The sequence below is a fragment of the Mycolicibacter sp. MU0102 genome (genome assembly GCF_963378105.1).
Classification (GTDB): domain Bacteria; phylum Actinomycetota; class Actinomycetes; order Mycobacteriales; family Mycobacteriaceae; genus Mycobacterium; species Mycobacterium holstebronense.
The window spans coordinates 936,202-954,276 of the sequence record NZ_OY726398.1 but is presented as its reverse complement, the minus strand read 5'-3'; the positions used below and the strand labels follow the sequence as shown (position 1 = coordinate 954,276).

Genomic DNA, 18,075 nt, shown 5'->3' with positions numbered 1-18,075 from the left:
AGGTTTCTTTAAGCTACGCGCCATGCAGATGCCATCCCGTGTTGGGCAGAGCGCCGCTGGGGCGTTCGGCCGCCGAGGCGCCCTCGGGAGCGGCTTCGCGGGCTTTGTGCACTGTTGTCGCTGACTCCCCCGCCACTTGCTAATTCTCGGTAGTCACTTTCGGTGACCGGTGCCGAACATCTCGGGCATTGGAAGGCCAGCATGCATTCTTCTTTCGGATCCGGCCGATGACAGTCGCGACTCCCCTCGACCCGGCGCAGCGTGTCGACCCCGGCACGGAGGTGGTGGACGCCGCCGCTGCGCCCGCCGCCCCGAGCCGGTCCGTCATCACGCCGCTGCGCATCGGCGTGACCACGCTGTGGCTGTCGGTGATCGTGCTGCTGCCGTTGGTCGCCATCGCGTGGCAGGCCGGCGGGAGGGGCTGGAACGGCTTCCGGCTGGCCGTCACCTCGCACGCGGCAGTCGAATCGTTCCGCGTGACATTGACGATCTCGGTCCTGGTCACCGTGCTCGACGTGGTGTTCGGCTTGGCGACCGCCTGGGTATTGGTGCGCGACGATTTCATCGGAAAGGGCGTGATCGATGCGCTGATCGATCTGCCGTTCGCGCTGCCGACAATCGTCACCAGCTTGGTGATGCTCGCCCTCTACGGCAACTCCAGTCCGATCGGCATTCACCTGCAGCACACCCCGCCCGGGGTCGCGATGGCACTGGCCTTCGTCACGTTGCCATTGGTGGTCCGTGCCGTCCAGCCGGTGTTGATGGAGATCGACCGCGACGTCGAGGAAGCGGCTGCGGCCCTCGGCGCGACGCGCCTGGTCACCTTCAAGACGGTGGTGTTGCCGTCGCTGCAGCCGGCGTTGTTGACCGGTGCCGGACTTGCGTTTTCGCGGTGCGTAGCCGAATTCGGCTCGGTCGTGACGATTGGCGGTGCCGTGCCGGGCAAGACCGAGGTGTCGTCGCAGTGGATTCGCTCGCTGGTCGAGAACGACGACCACACGAGCGCGGCAGCAATTTCGATCGTGTTGTTGGCGATCTCATTCGCGGTACTGGTGCTGCTGCGGACCGTGGGTGGGCGTGCGGCCAAGCGCGAGGAGGAGGCCGAGTGACGGCGCGGATGGAGAAGCGTCACCTTCTGCGCTTCACCGTGTTGACCTATATCGGTGTCATGCTGATCGCCCCGGTGTCGGTGATTCTGTACCGAACGTTTGAGCACGGGTTGGCCCACTTTTGGGCCTGGATCAGCACCCCTGCGGCCGTGTCGGCGCTGAAACTGTCACTGCTACTGGTGGTCATCGTAGTGCCGCTGAACGCCTTGTTCGGCGTTTCGACGTCGATCCTTCTGGTACGCAACAAATTCCGTGGTCGATCAATCCTTCAGGCGATCCTGGATCTGCCGTTTGCGGTCTCGCCGATCATCGTCGGGGTCGCCCTGATCGCACTGTGGGGGTCTTCGGGGGCGCTGGGCTTCGTCGAGAACAATCTGGGATTCAAGATCATCTTCGGGCTGCCCGGGATGGTGCTGGCCAGCATCTTCGTCACGCTGCCGTTCGTTGTGCGCGAGGTCCAGCCGGTGCTCGTGGAGATCGGAATCGAACAGGAGCAGGCCGCAGCAACGCTGGGCTCCAATGCGTGGCAGACGCTTTGGCGGGCCACGCTGCCATCGATCCGGTGGGGACTGACCTACGGCGTGGTCTTGACCACGGCGCGCACACTCGGCGAGTTCGGCGCGGTCATCATGGTGTCATCGAACCTGCCGGGACACTCGCAGACCCTGACCTTGTTGGTCAACGACCGCTACCACCGCGGGGCCGAGTACGGCGCCTACGCCGTGTCCACGCTTCTGATGGGGGTGGCCGTGGCGTTCTTGATCGCCAAGGCGGTGCTGCTGATCTACCGCCGGCGAGCCAAAGCCCTGGAGTGGATGACCCGCTGACCCCAGCAGAAGCCGATCACGCGAAGCGTTTGGTGTACTGCGGCGGCAATCGGCGCAGCAGCCATACCAGCGGGGCCCACGGCCAGGACGGGACGACGGCGCGGCCGGTTTCGCGTTCGATGGCACGCACCATGGCCTTGACCCCGGATTCGTTGTCCACCATCAACATGGTGGACGCCGATTTCGCGGTCATCTCCGATTCGATGTAGCCCGGTTCCAACACAGTCACCTTGATCGGTCCGCGCGAGTACTCCGCACGCAGCGACTCTCCCAGCGACGACACCCCGGCCTTGCTGGCGGCGTACGCCGCCTTCACGCCCGGAACGCCCTTGTTCCCCAACACCGATGAGATCAGCACCAGGTGGCCGCTGCCGGCAGATTTGAATATCTCCAGCGCGGTCTCGATCTGCACCAGCGCGGCCACCAAGTTCGTTTCAACGGTGGCTTTGTTGGCCCACAGCTTGCCGGATCCGAGCGGGGCGCCCTTGCCGATGCCGGCATTGACGATGACCCGGTCAATTCCACCCAGCTCTGCGACGAAGTGGTTGAACACCTTGGGTATTTCGTCGTGGTCATTGACATCCAGCGCAGCTACCGCGACATTGATTCCCGGAAACTTTTCTGTCAGTTCGGCTTTCAGTTCATCAAGCCGGTCCGCCCGGCGGGCACACAGGGCCAGGTCACGTCCCTGCGCAGCGAAAACACGAGCCATGCCGGCACCCAGCCCTGAACTGGCACCGGTGATGAGGATTCTCTGACGGGTCACCAGGGCAGCTTAATGGCGGTCGCAGCCTGCCGAAATCGCGCCGAGGAATTACTTGAGCAGTCGCGACATCCGTCGGTCGGCCAGTACCTTGCCGCCGGTCTGGCAGGTCGGGCAGTACTGAAATGACTTATCGGCGAAAGATATTTCCCGAACAGTGTCGGCGCACACCGGGCACGGCAGCCCGGTTCGGGCGTGAACCCGCAGACCGGAGCGCTTCTCCCCCTTCAAGGTGGCGGCCTGTTGACCGACCGAGCGGGTGACGGCGTCGGTCAGCACGGTGTGGATGGCCTCGTGCAACGCGGTCAGCTGAGCTGTCGACAGTTTGCCGGCGGTGGCGAACGGGGACAGCCGGGCGGTGTGCAGGATCTCGTCGCTGTAGGCGTTGCCGATTCCGGCGATCACCTTCTGATCGGTCAGGACGGTTTTGATGCGACCGGTGTTGCCGGCCAGCAGTCCAGCCAGCTCGTCGGCATCGATCGCCAGGGCATCCGGCCCCAGTGTGGCGATGCCCGGCACCTTTACCGGGTCGTCGACCAACCAGACCGCCAGCCGCTTCTGGGTGCCGGCTTCGGTCAGATCGAAGCCGGGGGCCTGCCCCGGGACGCCCAGGTGCACCCGCAGCGCGATCGGTCCCTTACCCGGTCGCAGCGGCGCAGCCGCCAGCTGATCCGACCAGCGCAGCCAGCCCGCCCGCGACAGGTGCGCGATCAAGAACTGCTCACCGGCCTGCAATCCCAGATACTTGCCCCAGCGGTGCGCGCCGGTCACCTCGTTACCGTGCAACGCTGTCGGCGGCGGGTCGAAGGTCTTGAGCACCGACAGTGCCGCCACGTCGATCCGGCCGATGGTGCAACCGACGGCGTGCCGACGTAGATGATCGGCGAGTGCTTCGACCTCGGGCAGCTCCGGCATGCCCCCGAGTCTGCCCGTTTCCCTGGCGGCGCGCCCGACTCTTTCACCTTGCGGTGGCGGTGTTATCCCGTCGCTGCCGCGGGACTCACCACGACCGAGACGGTGGTGGCACCGGAGTCGGATGCGACGGCCAGTACGGCCGCATTGGCCGCCGAGACGACGTGCCCGCCGTTGACGACGACGTCATAGCCGTCGGGATAGGCGAGCGTGGGCACCGAAATGGTGGTGATGGAACCGGCGGCGAAGCTGCCCGACCCGTTCGCCATCACGGTGGAAAAACTGAAATGCAGGGCGCCGTCGACGACGGACCAGGAGGTCGGGGTGCCGGAGACCAGCTGGGGATACGGCTCGGCCAGCAGGCCCAACTTCGCGGCGTCCACGTTGTCGCCGGTCGGCGCCACCGCGGGGTCGTGGACCAGCCACCCATGGCCACCGCCGGTGGTGGTGATGTCACCCCGGTCGCTGTACTCCCACTCGGTCCACCCGATGAAGTTCTTGTCGGCGGCTCCCATGGTGGCACCGATGGTGTCGAAGCTGCCGCCGGAGCCGAATTCGCTCATGAACGACGGGATGCCGTGGGCGTTCGCGTAGGCGATGGCGTTGTTCACGGCGATGTCGGTCAGCGGTCCGACGTAGCCCAGATAGTTGTGAAACGAGAAGACGGTGTTGGGGTCGTCGACCGTGCCCAGGTTGATCGGGAACGCGATGCCGTTGATGACCTCGGGCTCGAAGTACACCGGGGTGTGCGGGTCGACAGCGCGGATCGCGGCGTCCACCTGGTTGTAGAACGGTGTCAGCTCTTGGGTGCCGAAGTGGGAGTTGAACAGGCTTGACAGGGTCTGGGAGCCCGCGGCCGGTTCGTTCATGATCCCGTAGCCGGCCACTCCGGGGTTGCCTTTGAAGTAGTCGGCCACGTGCTCCCACATCAGCGCGTAGTGGTTCTGCAGCCCGACTTGGTCGGGCGCGTGCGAGTTGGACCAGAACGCATCCCAGGCGTGGTTGCTCGCGGGATTGAGCAGGCCGTTGAGCAGGAACCCGAAATCGAGGTTGGGCAGACCTCCGTCTTGTGCCGCCCAGTCGGGGGCGCCTTCGCCGGCGAACTTGCCGGCGTAGTCGTCCTGGTGCATGTCGAGGATGGCGGTGATGCCGTGGTTGTGCAGGATCTGCACGGTCTGGGCGATCGACGCGAGGTACGCGTCGTCGAAGACGCCGGGTTGCGGCTCCACGCCGGCCCAGATAACGCCCAGCCGCACCACGTTGAACCCGTTGTCGGCGAGGAAGGCCGCGTCGTCGTCGCTGAATCCGATCGCCGAAGGTTCATAGGGCGCAAGCTTGTACACCTCGTTGAGGCCGTGCAGGATGACGACCTGCCCGTCAGCGTTGGTGATCCAGCCGCCTGTGCTGGCCAAAGCTGCCGGACCCACCGGGGCGCGGGTGGGATCGGCTCCGAAGTGGCCGACCGCGCCGTGCGTGCCCAGCGCACTGCCGTTGCCGCCCGCACCGCCCAGCGCCGGCAAGCCCGTAGCAGGGCCGCCCACTCCGCTGTCGCCGCCGTCACCGCCGTGACCGCCGCTGCCCAGCAGTCCGATACCGTCGCCACCGTCACCGCCGTGGGACCCATCAGCCCCGCTGCCACCGTGCCCGCCCGCGCCGCCGATTCCGAACAGCACCCCGGCCGCGTGGCCGCCGACCCCGCCGACACCACCGGTCGCGCCCGATGCATCACCACCGGCTCCGCCTGCTCCGCCGACACCCAGCAACACCCCGCCCGCGCCACCGGCGCCTCCGGCTGCGCCCGCTCCACCGGCACCGCCGACACCTCCATTGCCGAGGAGTCCCGCCGTACCTCCCGCGCCGCCGGCGACCTGGGCGCCGGTGGCGTCGTAGCCGGCCCCGCCGTCACCGAACAGCCAGCCGCCCGCATAGCCGTCGACGTGCTGCGCCGTGCCGTCGGCTCCATCGGCCACCATGGGCCCGAGACCGACCGCCTCGCTGAGCTGGTTCAGCCCGTCAAGCAGCGGGGTGGGCGTCGCACTGTGAATCCAGTTCTCGATGCCGTCGTGCAGTGGGGTGTAGAGGTTCTCGTCGAACCACGCCGTCGCATCAAATGTGGATGCGTCGCCGCTACCCGGCCATCCCAGGTCCGCGAAGACCGCCTCCCAATGGGCGGAGTCGAAAAAGGTGTCCCAGGCCGCCGGCGTCGTCAACGCCGCCCCATCAAGACCGTTGGTTGCCGCGTCGACGAACGGCGCCAGCAGCTGGTCGAGCACCTCGTCGACGACATCGGCGCGCGCCGCCGGTGCCGCTGCCAGGGGCAATATGGCCAGCTCCAGCAGCGTCGCGATCGCCACTGTCACGCCAATGCGAATCATCTCGGACGGCCCCCACCCACTGAAAATAGTATGAGATTCAGCTAAGGGGAACGTTACGCCGGTTGCATTCCCTGTCAACCGGTTCCGCGCGCCGCCGTTGGTTGCGACCATATTGATCGTGTCGGCAGGGTTGGCGGGGAGGGAATCCGAAGTCCGCGCGTTATCGGATTTCCTTGCGCGCATTGGGGACGGCCCAGCGGGGTTGTTGCTGGAGGGCGAGCCGGGCATCGGCAAGACCACGTTGTTGCTTGACGCCACCGACCAAGCTCTGACCCGCGGCTTCCAGGTGATGTCGGCTCGCGGGTCGCCGGCCGAGGTCAGCTACGCCTACTCGGCGGTGGCTGACCTGTTAAGCGGAGTCGGTGACGCGACGCTGGCCCAGTTGCCCGACATGCACCGACTGGCCCTGGGGCGCGCGCAGCTCGGTGACGTCACCGACGGCCCGGTCACCGACGAACGTGTGGTCGCGACGGCCTTCTTGTCGGTGATCGAGCACCTCAGCGCCCAGGCGCCGGTGTTGTTGGCGATCGACGATGCGCAATGGCTGGATCGCTCCAGCAAGGCGGTGATCAGCTATGCCGCCCGCCGCCTCAGCGGACGAGCCGGAATGTTGGCCACCCTCCGCATCGGGGAGCCGGACTCGCTCGAGATGCAATCGCGGCTGCAGTTCCGCCGGCCGGAGGCCCTCACCCGGCTGCGCATCCGACCGATGCCCCTGGGCGGCTTGCATGCCCTGATCGCCACGCGGCTGGGGCATACGCTGCCACGCCCGGCGATCACCCGCATCCACGACATCTCCGGCGGTAACCCGTTCTTCGCACTTGAACTCGCGGCGCGGACCGCAACCGGTGAATCCGATGACATCGTCGATCTGCCGGACAGTCTGTCGGCGTTGGTGCGCAGCCGAATCGGCGACGCCGACGACGAGGAGTCCACGGTATTGCTGGCGGCGGCGTCCACCGCGGCGCCGACCGTCGAATTGGTCGCCCAGGGGGCCGGCTTGACCGCAGCCCGCGTCGTCGAGTTGCTGGACTCGGCGGCAAGCCGCGCCATCGTCGGGCTCGACGGGAATCGGGTGCGTTTCACCCATCCGCTGTTCGCCACCGGCGTCTACACCGGTGCCACGCCCGCACGGCGGCGGGCCATGCATCGCCGGCTCGCCGACGTCATCGATCAGCCCGAGATCAAGGCACGCCACTTGGCCCTGTCCGCGACCAGCGGCGATCAGCTCACCTTGTCGACGCTCGACGCGGCCGCCGAATCCACGTCCGCTCGAGGCGCACCGGCAGTCGCCGCCGAATTGATCGAGCTGGCAATCAAATTGGGCGGTGGCACCCCGCAGCGCCGGGTCCGCGCCGGGGAGTTGCAGTTCCGCGCGGGATCGCTGGCTGCCGCACGCCGGCATCTGCAGACGAGCTTGCAGGATGCGCCCCCGGGGGTGCTGCGGTCGATGGCGCTGATGTGGTTGGGTGCGGTGCTGGGATACGACGACGACACGGTGGGGTCCGCGGAGGCGATGGCCGCAGCGGCCGATGCGGCCGGCGACAACGCCGCGCTGCGACTGCTGTGCCTGCTGCGGATGATTCTGCCGCTGGCCATGCTCGACCGTCTCGACGACGCTGTCGCACGTGCGGAGGAGGCCGTCGCCCTCGCCGACCAGCTCGGCGTACCGAATCTGCGGAGCCAGGCGTTGTCGATCATGGTTTTCGCTAAATTCGCACGAGGGCTCGGCGAAGATCGCGAAGCTCTGCAGCTCGCGCTGGAGCTGGAGGATGCGCACGGCGGCGCCACCACCTGGTTTCGGGCCAGCGGCGCCGCGGCAATGATGCCGGCCTACCACGGTGACCTCGAGAGCGCGCTCACTCGGATGCGCGCGCTCCAGCAACAGCTGCGCGAGGGCGGCACCGAGGTGGACATTCTCTGGGCGGCCGTTCGGATTTCCATGATCACGCTGTGGGCGGGCCGCTATCAGGAGGCAGACGCTGCGGCACGCGAGGCGGTCGAGCGCGCCGAGCAGATGGATGGCCGGCTGGCGTTAGTCACTGCCTGGACGGTCCAGGCCGCGGTCGCGGCATACACCGGCCGCGAAACCGAGGCACGCCAAACGGTCGCGGCCTCGATCGATACCGCCGATCGCATCGGGGCACCACTGTTGGCCAAAGAGCCCAGCCTGATCCTGGGGTTCCTCGAGGTCTCACTGGAGAACTATCCGGCGGCGCTGACGGTGCTACAGCCCCTCCTCGACGGATTCCGCACCGCCCCCAGTTGCGATGTTCAGGGCGGCGGATATCTTCCCGACGCCATCGAAACGCTGACCGCGCTGGGTCACCTCGACGACGCCCAGTATCTGGTCGACACGCTCGAGCAGCACGGCACCATCCATGATTGGCCGTGGACGCTCGCGGTGGCGGCGCGCGGGCGAGCACATGTGTTGGCTGCCCGCGGCGAGTTGCCGGCCGCGCTCGCGGCCCTCGATCGGGCGATGACACAGCATGCGCGGCTGCCGATGCCCTTCGAGCAGGCCCGCACCCAGTTGCTGCTGGGCACGGTGCAGCGCCGCCGACGACGCCAGTCGAGTGCAACGGCGAGCCTGCGTGCCGCACTGCAGATATTTCAACAGCTCGGCGCGCCGCTGTGGGCAGCGCGAGCACAGGCCGAACTGGGCCGCATCGACCAGACCCACGGTGCCACCGCAACTTTGACCGTCGCCGAGCACCGGGTGGCAGTCCTGGCGGCGGGCGGCATGTCCAACAAACAGATCGCGGCGCAGCTCTACATCTCGGCCAAGACCGTCGAAATGAATCTGAGCCGGGTCTACCGCAAACTGGGCATCCGCTCGCGAGCCGGATTGTCCGCGGCATTGGCCGGCGCCCAAGCCGCCGACGATGACTGATCGCCGCGACTGACCTACCTGGCGATGCGTCCGGCGACCAGCGACAACACCCAGCCCACCAACGACAAGACGATCGCCGCCCAGATCGCGTCCCACCAGAAATCGGCGATGTAGAGACCCCAGTGCTTGGCGGTCTTGTCGGTGATCCACGCGGTGATCCAGAGCATCAGCGCATTGACCACTATGTGGAACAGCCCCAAGGTGACGATGTACAGCGGGATCGACAGCAGCTGTACCACCGGTTTGATGAAGGCGTTCACCAGCCCGAAGATCAAGGCGATGACGAAGATGATGCCCACCCGTTGCAGCGTGGTGTCGCCGCCGACGATCTCGATCCCCGGAACGATCTGAGTGACGATCCACAAGGCGAGTCCGGTCAGCGCGGCGCGGAGCAGGAAGGGTCCCATGCGCAGATCTTGCCACGGGGCAAACGACGAAAACCTGACTTTCTCAATTGCGTCGGGCCGAAAGCCCGGGACATTCCCAGATCCGACTAAAGCCAGCTCCCGGCGGCCTCGGCGCGGGCCCGCACCCCAGCCGTGATCCGGTCGACATGCCACCCGGCCTCACGACATGCCGTCACCACCGCGTCAGGGGAATCGGCGGCGACCACCCCGAACAAGGTCTCGTCGCTGGGCGAGGTCAAGGCGACCACCAGCCTCCCGTGTACGGCAGCCGCGGCCGATGCCAGCCGGTCGATAACAGCGTCGACGGTTGATTCGGCCAGGTCCGGTTGATACCACTCCACCAAGAAACACTGACGCGCCACGTCGCTGTCGTCCATTCGCTCGACGCTAGCCAACCCCACCCCGTAGGGAATCAGGGTTTTCCCTGGACATCTCCTGAATTGAGCGCGGCGAACAACCCGGCGCGGGAGCGGATGCCCAACTTGCGGTACACCGTGCTCAGCGTCATCTCGACGGTCTTCTCCGCGATGAACAGTTCCGCGGCGATCTGCTTGTTGGACAGTCCCGCGGCCGCACGGTCGGCGACCCGCCGCTCCGCGGTGGTCAGCCCGGCACCCGAGGCCGCCGCTGTCATGCGGTCCAGCTCGGCGCGGGCACGGTGGGCCCACAGCGGAGCCCCCAGCCGTTCGAAGGTGGCCAGCGCCGTGCCCAAGCTCGCCTGAGCGTCCTGTTTGCGGCGGCGACGCCGCTGAACCTGGCCCAGCAACAACTGGGTGCGCGCCGTCTCGAACGGCATCGGCAGCCGCCCGTGGTGAAGCAGCGCCTCGATGGCCGTCCGCTCGGCGGCGTCGAGTTCACCGCGTGCCGCCAGCCAGTGGCTGCGGCCGCGGGCGCCCATCGCCAGCATCCACGGCCGATCTAGCCGCGCGCCGTTGGTCTCCAGCGCAACGATCAGCGGTTCGGCCTCGTCGAGGCGTCCCAGTGCGGTGAGCGCCTCTACGGCGTCGGGCAGGTAGGCGCCGACCACCATTTCGGTGTCGTGGTCCGGATCGAACGCAGTCACCAATGGCGCCAGCGTCGTGATCGCGGAGGCGTGGTCGCCCAATGACACGTCGAGGAAGCCCAGGGTGGCTGTTGCCGATTGCCGGTGCATCAGGTCTCCACTGGCGAGGCAGGTGTCGATGACCGCACCCGCGGCGCGGCGGGCCACGTCGAGGGCACCGGTGTAAGAAGCCACCGCGGCCCGGCGTGCCCACGCGCACACCAACACCATGGCGGCGCCCATCTGCTCGGCGCGTTGCACAGCCTCGTCGGCTATCGCCCCCGCTACCGCATAGTGGCCCAGCCAGAGCTCGACCATCGTGGCGTAGTCGGCCATCCAGAGGATGTCGGTCTCGGTCCCACTTTCGAGAAGCCGGTGCCGGATGGTACGAATCTGGTTCGGTGCATCATTCAGTTCCCCAGTCCAGGAACGAATCACCGGCGCAACGGTGCCGGCTCGGTAAGTCGCGGCCGGACCGCCGTTCGGATCCTCCAGTTCCAGCGCCAGCTGCAATGTGGGCGGATCGAGACCAAGGCCGTGCCAGAGGCGAACCAGGGCCTGAATCGTCAACGCCTGGCTGCGCAATCCGGGGATACCGAGCTGATCGGCTTGCGCCACGGCTACGCGAGCGAGGTCGACCGATTCCTGGCCGTTCCCGATCACCCTCGCGAGCGGCACCAGTAGCAGTCGAGCCTGAAGCTGTAGCACCGGATTGTCTGCGGACTGGTCGATGGCCTGCGCCAACAGCTCGGCCGCGGTCACCAAACTCCCGTCGTAGCCGGTGACTGCGGCCAGGGCGATCATCGACAGACAGCGCAACTCCGGCGGCGACGACGACCCGTCCAAGATCGCTTGCAGGTGGGCACGCGTCGGCGCGATAGCTCCGGCGCGAAAGTGCTGTTCAGCAGCACCCATCCGCCGCAGCGGGGTATCACCGCCCAGATTGATCGCGAGTTCGATCAACTCCGCCGCTACCGCGGGGGCTCCGCGGGCCCGGGTGACCGCGGCGGCCTCGTCGAGCGCCTGCAACACCTGCGGGTCGGCGCTGGTGGCCGCCAAAGCCAGGTGACGCGCGGTCAACTCAGCTTCTTCGACTGTCTCGGCGAGGCGACGGTGCATTGCTCGGCGCGCCGCCGGTCCGGCGGCGCTGTAGACACCGGTGGCGAACAGCGGATGGTGAAACCGGATCCGGCTGCCGTCGATCTCGACCACCCCGCTGGCGTGCTCGGATTCGACCAGCTCGACGACGCGATCGGAGCCGATTCCGGTAGCCAGGCTTACCCGTTCGACAGTGGGCGACGCGGCACAGGCCGCGGCCAACAGCACAGCGGCGACGTCGTTGTCGTCGGAACGCCCGATGTGATGACCCACCAGCGCGGCGAGAGCATCGGGGAGTTCAACCGCGGCACGGGTGGGATCCTCGGCGATGAACCGCGCCAGTTCGAGAGCGAAAAATGGGTTACCGCCCGAGATTTCATGAATTCGGGTGATCGACGGGCGGGGCATGGTGTGCCCCAGCCGGGCGGATATCAGCGCATGCACGCCACCGAGGGTCAGCGGAGCGATCCGCAGACGCGCCACTGCTTCGGGCCGTACCGGATTCAGCCAACTCATGTCGGCAGCACCCATGGCCCCGGTCCGCACGGCGAGCAACAGACCGATCCGTCCGGTGAGCCGTCGTTCGGCGAACCCGATCGCCATCTGGCTCGACATGTCGAGCCACTGAACGTCGTCGATACACAGCAGCACCGGTGCAACCGAACTCAATCGGCGAAGTACCGCCAGGAAGGCGGTGGCGACCATCCGCTCATCGCTCGCCGGCCCGTCACCACCGCCGAGCAGGATCCGATCGACTGCCGCACGCTGTTCGTCGGGCAACTGTGCCAGCACCTCGGCGTCGACACCGCCGAGCAGGTCAGCCACCGCGGCGTAGGCGTAGCGGACCTCGGTCGGAGCGCCCGCCGCCGAGAGCACCTGGTAGCCCCGGTCGGCCGCGGCGGCGGCCGCCTCCCACAGCAGCGTGGACTTACCGATGCCCGCTTCGCCTTCGAGCAGCAGCGTCGCGGGCTCGGTCAGGACCGCGTCCAGGAAAGCGCACACCGCTGACGTCTCGGCTTTTCGGTCCGCCAGACCCGGGCGCATGGCCACAATTGTGGCAGCCGACGCCCCGCTCGGTAATGGTTGCGACCTGCCGGATTCCGACCTAGACGGCGATATTTCAGCGGAGGCTTCAGCCCGGCCATCTACTGTGACGGGCGTCACAAAAAGAACCGGCGGTATCCGGTACCGTCGGTATTGACATCTCTTGGTGTGGCTCCTAGTTTTTACAAGTCCGAGCGAGAAGGGATTTCCGTCATGACCAGTGCGGTGCGGCCGAGCGAACCGACCCGGGAGGAATTTGCCGAGCGCCTGCTGAAGGGCTCGGTGAAAAAGTCCTACGCACCGGTCGTCGACATCGACTGGAACGCCCCGCTGGAGGAGGACAAGTTCTTCCTGCCGCCGCGGATGTGCACCCTCTACGGCACCGGCCTGTGGGAGTCCATGACCCGCGAACAGCAGATCGAGATGTCGCGCCAGGAACTGGTCAACGTCCTGTCGGCGGGCATCTGGTTCGAGAACATCCTCAACCAGGCACTGCTGCGCGACATGATGCACAAGAACCCCACCGCGCGCACCACTCACTACTCGCTGACCGAACTGGGCGACGAGACCCGCCACATGCTGATGTTCGGCAAGACCATCGATCGGATCGGCGGCGTACCGGTGCGCCCGCGACTGCACCAGCGCATCGTTATCAACGCGCTTCCGTTCCTGTTCCGCGGCAGCATCCTGTGGGGAGCGGCACTGGTCGGCGAGGAGATCTTTGACTCGCTGCAGCGCCAGATCCTCGACGACCCAGACCTGCAGCCGATCGTGCGGCGCGTAATGCGCATCCATGTCACCGAGGAAGCCCGCCACATTCAGTACGCCCGCGACGGCCTGCGGCGCAGCGTGCCGGCGATGCCCCGCTACCGCCGGATGCTGCTGGCCAACCTGCAGGGCGTCGGCGGACCGTTCTACCGCCACCTGTTCACTCTGCCGGTCATCTACAACCGAGTCGGGCTGGACGGTCGCGAAGCTCGCCGGGTGGCGCGGGCCAACCCGCACTTCCACGCGGCGTCCCGCTCGTCGTTCGCGCCGCTGGCCGCGTTCTTCACCGAAGTCGGGCTGATGGGCGGACTGGCCCGGCGGATGTGGCGGCGGGCCGGATTCCTGTGAGCCGCAACGGCGTCCTCGACGTGCTGGTGCTGGGCGACCCGGCGCCCCTGCACGGGTTGATCGACGGCGTCCGCGTTATCGACGGGACGAACGTGACGACACGATTCGACAGCGCCACCGACACCTGGGCGGTGACCAGCGCCGACGGCGAAGAGCTGACCGCCCACACCTTGATCGGCACCGCCGCCTCAAACGACGACGCCGTCGCCAGGCATGGCATCCCCAACCGATTCCACATCCCCGGTCCGCACACCCACCGGCAGGCCCGGTACGTGGCCCGGCTCATCGATGCCCTACGGCGCAGCGGAGCCAGCCGCATCGAGTCACGCTCACCACGCCTGCGGGTGCACCCGGTGCTGCCGACCCGGGGGATCTCACGGTTCTACCTCACCGGATCGCTAGGCGTTGACGACGAAACCTACGACGGCCCAGCGGTTCTCACCCACAACGGCGAGAACTACCCGACGCGAGTCCAGCTCACCGGCCACTTCGATCCGATTGATGGCCAATACCATTGGCAAGGAATGTTTTTCAACGACCTTCCCGGCGCAAGCGTCACCGGATCGAAGGTCAGCATCCGGATTGGTGAACACACCGCCGAAGGGCGCGTCGCCGAGCGAACGCCGTGGGGCACGTTGACCGTGATCGGCGCCGCCGGATATCCGCCGTTTCCCCTGGAAAACGTCGAGATCGCGATGCCGCCGCGCATCTGATCGCACTCCCCCGCTCAGGTCGGGCCGGGCCAATCTGCTATGCAGAGAACAGCGCCCCATCACCCAAAGACCGAGGAGACGACGTGCGGTTCACCTACGCCGAAGCGATGACCGACCCGAGCTATTACATTCCGCTCGCCAAAGCCGCCGAGGCCGCCGGGTACCACAGCATGACGATCCCCGACAGCGTCGCCTACCCGTTCGAGTCTGACTCGAAATACCCCTACACCCCCGACGGCAACCGGGAATTCCTCGACGGCAAGGCGTTCATCGAGACCTTCGTCTTGATCGCAGCATTGGGCGCGGTGACCAGCACGCTGCGGTTCACCCCGTTCGTGGTCAAGCTGCCGATCCGCCCGCCGGCCTTGGTCGCCAAGCAGGCCGGCTCGCTGGCCGCGATGATCAACAACCGGCTGGCGCTGGGCGTGGGCACCAGCCCCTGGCCGGAGGACTACGAACTGATGGGGGTGCCGTTCGCCCGGCGCGGCAAGCGGATGGATGAGTGCATCGAGATCATCCAGGGCCTCACCACCGGCGACTACTTCGAGTTCCACGGCGAGTTCTACGACATCCCCAAGACCAAAATGACGCCGGCCCCCACGCAGCCGATCCCGATCCTGATCGGTGGCCACGCCGAAGCCGCGCTGCGCCGCGCAGCACGCCACGACGGCTGGATGCACGGCGGCGGCGACCCGGCCGAGCTGGACGGACTCATCACGCGCCTCAAGCAGCTGCGCGAGGAAGAGGGCCGCGCCGATGACCCGTTCGAGATCCACGTGATCTCGGTCGACGGATTCACCCTCGACGGCATCAAGCGCCTGGAGGACAAGGGCGTTACCGACGTCATCGTCGGCTTCCGGGTGCCCTACATCGTCGGGCCCGACACCGAGCCGCTGGACACCAAGATCCGCAACCTGGAGCGGTTCGCCGAGCACGTCATCGCCAAGGCTGGGTGACGCCCGTCACGTCTTCCCTCACAGGTGTGCACCCTCACCGTATTGGTCAGCTGAATCGGGATACTTTTCGGCGCCGTCGGCGTTGACCGATACGTGCACTGACCGCCCACCCACAGCGGTCGGGTACTGCAGTTCTCATTGCGTGACCTGCAGGGGGTACTCACAGATGAAGACACAAAAGTATCTACCGGTTGAGCCACAAGTCTGCCACGGCGACCACCAGCGGGTTATCCGCCTGCTTCGCGCCGCGGCCGCCGAGGCCCGACAGAGCGAAGCTCGTCGCCAGTGGATTCGCGCCGCGACCCAGTGCTGACCGGGCTTTGGGAAATAGTTGTCGTCGCGAACTATCGCGCGTTTTGCCCCGCCACGGCGTTGCAACGCGCCCACCAGCTATAACCGCCAGTCCAGCAGCGGTATGGGCGCTTTAGCCGGGCACTGAATCGCACCGCTTTTCCGCCACACCCTTGCGCGTTGTTAAGTAACTCATTTAGCTTCTCAGACAGGCCTCAGAAAAAGGGGCGTCGTGAGAAGGGTTTGTCGAGATGTCTCGTCACCGCAGCAAAGTTGTGGGCAGCAAGGTTGTCGGAATCGCCGCGTTCTTGGCTGTGACCGCTGCCGGCACGCCGCTGACCCCGCCGGCGCACGCCGACCTCGACGACATGATGGACGTGCTGTTCACGCCATTCGTCACCACCGAAGGCACCCTCGACGGTGACGCCCTGTTCGACGCCACCGCCTGGGACACCTTCTTGTCCTCCGGCCACTGGGACAGCGCCTTTGCCGCACTGGCCGAGCCCAGCCCCGCCCTGGCCTTCGACTTCTACACCGGCCTGCACGACCTCGCCGAAAAGTGGATCGACAGCGACCTGGGCATCCAGGTCAACGGCGCCATCAACCTCCTGTTCGGCTCCACGGTCATCGGCAACGGAGCCGACGGCACCGAAGCCAACCCCGACGGCGAAAACGGCGGCTGGCTCTTCGGTGACGGCGGCGCCGGCTGGAACAGCACCACCGACGGCGTCGCCGGCGGCCACGGCGGCGACGCGGGCGGGCTCTTCGGCAACGGCGGCGCCGGCGGAGACGGCGGAGCCGGTGCCGTCGGCGGCGACGGCGGAGCCGCGGGCTGGCTGTTCGGCAACGGCGGCCACGGCGGCGACGCCGGCGACGGCGCCACCGCAGCTGGACTGCCCGCCCTCGGCGGCGTCGGCGGGGTAGCCGGACTGATCTACGGAACCCACGGCGACGTCGGCCACTACGGCACCCTGCCCGGCGGCATCACCGGAACAGTCGCCCCACCGGTCGAGGTCTCCAACGGCTGGCTCACCAACAGCGACGGCCAGGTCGTCATGTGGCACGGGCTCAACCAGGTCTACAAGATCGCCCCCTACGAACCGTCAGCCGGCGGATTCAGCGACGACGATGCCGCCTTCCTGGCGGCCAACGGCTTCAACGCAGTACGCCTGGGCGTGCTCTGGGCGGGTGTCGAGCCGCAGCCCGGCGTCATCGACTACAACTACCTCGCGTCGCTCCAACAGACCGTCCAGATGCTGGCCAACCACAACATCGTCGCGATCCTCGACATGCACCAAGACCTCTACAGCGGCAGCCTGGGCGGCGACGGTGCACCAGACTGGGCCGTCTTGACCGGCGGGCTGCCCAACGTCGAGGCAGGCTTCCCGGGCAGCTACTTCGTCAGCCCCGCCCAGAACTACGCCTGGGATGCGTTCTGGGCCAACGACAAAGCACCCGATGGGATAGGGCTGCAGAACCACTACGGTCTGATGTGGCAGGCCGTGGCCAACTACTTCAAGGGCGACCCCAACGTGGCCGGCTACGAGATCATGAACGAGCCATGGTCAGGCACTCAGACCCTGGGAGGCCTGTTGGGCAACCCCTACTTCGACGCCCAGCAGCTGACCCCGTTCTATAACCAGATCACCGAAGCCATCCGCTCCGTCGACCCGAACAAGACCGTGTTCTTCGGTCCGAGCACCCTCGAAGCCAGCCTGCCGGTCCAGAACCACCTGGGCACGGTCGACGACGAGAACACCGTCTTCTCGTTCCACCACTACTGCATGGTGAATGCACTGTTCTCGACCCTGAGCTTCGGATGCGATTGGAACGCCGACATCGTCCTCGGCTACGCGATGGACTATGCGCAGGAGCACAACATCCCGGCGCTGCTCAGCGAGTTCGGTGCCACCAACAACATCCCGACCATCACCGCCGGCATGAACTCCGCCAACCAGCACATGATCGGTTGGACCGAATGGGCCTACACCGGCAACGACATCACCAGTACCTCACCGACCGATCAGGCGCTGGTCTACGACCTGACCAAGCCGCCGGTCGGCGACAACGTCAACTGGGACAAACTCGACGCCCTGTCCCAGCCCTACCCGCAGCTGATCTCGGGCACGCCGACCTCGTGGTCGTTCAACAATGGAGTCTTCTCCTTCAGCTACTCCACCGACCAGGCCGACGGATCCGGACCCTTCGCAGCCGGATCACAGACCACCATCTCCGTTCCGACCAGCCAATACCCCAGTGGCTACACGGTGAATGTGACGGGCGGACACGTCACCTCCGGGCCCAACGCGCCGGTGTTGACCATCGCGTCCGACTCCGACTCCGGCACTATCAAGGTGACAGTGAGGGCGTCCTAGGCGCGTCTAGGCGGCGTAATAGCGGATCACTTCGGACTGGGCCAACGAGCGGCGCCCGCACCTCCCCTGCCGCAGCCTTGCGCAGGCTAAGTAACTCGTTTACCTTCTCAGACAGGCCTCAGAAAAAGGGGCGTCGTGAGAAGGGTTTGTCGAG

13 protein-coding genes are annotated in these 18,075 nt (G+C 66.7%); 7 read left to right on the top strand and 6 right to left on the bottom strand.

Going from position 1 to position 18,075, the window contains the following annotated elements; genetic code table 11:
• The first annotated feature begins 227 nt into the window (after positions 1-227).
• Together cysT and cysW are read left to right on the top strand one after the other, a co-directional pair.
• The gene (gene cysT, locus RCP37_RS04515) at positions 228-1,109 is read left to right on the top strand and encodes a sulfate ABC transporter permease subunit CysT (protein ID WP_373693105.1); all 882 of its coding nucleotides are present in this window, start codon (positions 228-230) and stop codon (positions 1,107-1,109) included.
• An 8-nt stretch (positions 1,110-1,117) separates the two neighbouring features.
• Complete coding sequence (gene cysW / locus RCP37_RS04510; protein WP_308486935.1) at positions 1,118-1,936, top strand: sulfate ABC transporter permease subunit CysW; 819 nt, start codon at positions 1,118-1,120, stop codon at positions 1,934-1,936.
• 16 nt (positions 1,937-1,952) lie between these two features.
• On the opposite strand, the gene RCP37_RS04505 is transcribed toward cysW, so the two are convergent.
• From RCP37_RS04505 to RCP37_RS04495, 3 genes are all read right to left on the bottom strand, one after another.
• Complete coding sequence (locus RCP37_RS04505; RefSeq protein WP_308485800.1) at positions 1,953-2,702, bottom strand: SDR family oxidoreductase; 750 nt, start codon at positions 2,700-2,702, stop codon at positions 1,953-1,955.
• A gap of 48 nt (positions 2,703-2,750) precedes the next feature.
• Complete coding sequence (locus tag RCP37_RS04500) at positions 2,751-3,614, bottom strand: Fpg/Nei family DNA glycosylase (protein WP_308485799.1); 864 nt, start codon at positions 3,612-3,614, stop codon at positions 2,751-2,753.
• A 62-nt stretch (positions 3,615-3,676) separates the two neighbouring features.
• Positions 3,677-5,971: a cellulase family glycosylhydrolase gene (locus RCP37_RS04495; RefSeq protein WP_308485798.1), complete on the bottom strand. Its 2,295-nt coding sequence runs from the start codon at positions 5,969-5,971 to the stop codon at positions 3,677-3,679.
• A 133-nt stretch (positions 5,972-6,104) separates the two neighbouring features.
• Between RCP37_RS04495 and RCP37_RS04490 the strand changes: the two genes are divergently transcribed.
• Positions 6,105-8,879 carry a helix-turn-helix transcriptional regulator gene (locus RCP37_RS04490; RefSeq protein WP_308485797.1) on the top strand — a complete coding sequence of 925 codons (2,775 nt, stop codon included), beginning with the start codon at positions 6,105-6,107 and terminating at the stop codon, positions 8,877-8,879.
• A 14-nt stretch (positions 8,880-8,893) separates the two neighbouring features.
• Here the strand turns inward: RCP37_RS04490 and RCP37_RS04485 are convergent, their stop codons facing one another.
• The 3 genes from RCP37_RS04485 to RCP37_RS04475 all read right to left on the bottom strand — a co-directional run bounded on the left by RCP37_RS04485 (position 8,894) and on the right by RCP37_RS04475 (position 12,470).
• The gene (locus tag RCP37_RS04485; RefSeq protein WP_308485796.1) at positions 8,894-9,286 is read right to left on the bottom strand and encodes a phage holin family protein; all 393 of its coding nucleotides are present in this window, start codon (positions 9,284-9,286) and stop codon (positions 8,894-8,896) included.
• 86 nt (positions 9,287-9,372) lie between these two features.
• A complete protein-coding gene (locus RCP37_RS04480; protein WP_308485795.1) occupies positions 9,373-9,663 on the bottom strand; it encodes a hypothetical protein in 291 nt (96 codons plus the stop codon).
• Between the two features lie 35 nt (positions 9,664-9,698).
• Positions 9,699-12,470, bottom strand: coding sequence for an AAA family ATPase (locus tag RCP37_RS04475; protein ID WP_308485794.1), 2,772 nt, complete (start codon positions 12,468-12,470; stop codon positions 9,699-9,701).
• 213 nt (positions 12,471-12,683) lie between these two features.
• On the opposite strand from RCP37_RS04475, the gene RCP37_RS04470 reads away from it, so the two are divergent.
• From RCP37_RS04470 to RCP37_RS04455, 4 genes are all read left to right on the top strand, one after another.
• The gene (locus tag RCP37_RS04470; protein WP_308485793.1) at positions 12,684-13,586 is read left to right on the top strand and encodes an AurF N-oxygenase family protein; all 903 of its coding nucleotides are present in this window, start codon (positions 12,684-12,686) and stop codon (positions 13,584-13,586) included.
• A complete protein-coding gene (locus tag RCP37_RS04465) occupies positions 13,583-14,299 on the top strand; it encodes a DUF4873 domain-containing protein (protein WP_308485792.1) in 717 nt (238 codons plus the stop codon). The genes RCP37_RS04470 and RCP37_RS04465 overlap by 4 nt, the downstream gene beginning before the upstream one ends.
• 83 nt (positions 14,300-14,382) lie before the next feature.
• Positions 14,383-15,255, top strand: a complete 873-nt coding sequence (locus RCP37_RS04460; RefSeq protein ID WP_308485791.1) for a TIGR03619 family F420-dependent LLM class oxidoreductase — start codon at positions 14,383-14,385, stop codon at positions 15,253-15,255.
• Positions 15,256-15,797: 542 nt separating this feature from the next.
• Entirely contained in the window at positions 15,798-17,921 is a 2,124-nt protein-coding gene (locus RCP37_RS04455; RefSeq protein WP_308485790.1) for a cellulase family glycosylhydrolase, read from the top strand.
• The last annotated feature ends 154 nt before the right edge of the window (positions 17,922-18,075 follow it).

Coding starts and splice junctions, on each gene's coding strand:
- cysT (WP_373693105.1), top strand. CDS start 228: ATGACAGTCGCGACTCCCCTCGACCCGGCGCAGCGTGTCGACCCCGGC.
- cysW (WP_308486935.1), top strand. CDS start 1,118: ATGGAGAAGCGTCACCTTCTGCGCTTCACCGTGTTGACCTATATCGGT.
- RCP37_RS04500 (WP_308485799.1), bottom strand. CDS start 3,614: ATGCCGGAGCTGCCCGAGGTCGAAGCACTCGCCGATCATCTACGTCGG.
- RCP37_RS04485 (WP_308485796.1), bottom strand. CDS start 9,286: ATGGGACCCTTCCTGCTCCGCGCCGCGCTGACCGGACTCGCCTTGTGG.
- RCP37_RS04480 (WP_308485795.1), bottom strand. CDS start 9,663: ATGGACGACAGCGACGTGGCGCGTCAGTGTTTCTTGGTGGAGTGGTAT.
- RCP37_RS04475 (WP_308485794.1), bottom strand. CDS start 12,470: ATGCGCCCGGGTCTGGCGGACCGAAAAGCCGAGACGTCAGCGGTGTGC.
- RCP37_RS04470 (WP_308485793.1), top strand. CDS start 12,684: ATGACCAGTGCGGTGCGGCCGAGCGAACCGACCCGGGAGGAATTTGCC.
- RCP37_RS04455 (WP_308485790.1), top strand. CDS start 15,798: ATGTCTCGTCACCGCAGCAAAGTTGTGGGCAGCAAGGTTGTCGGAATC.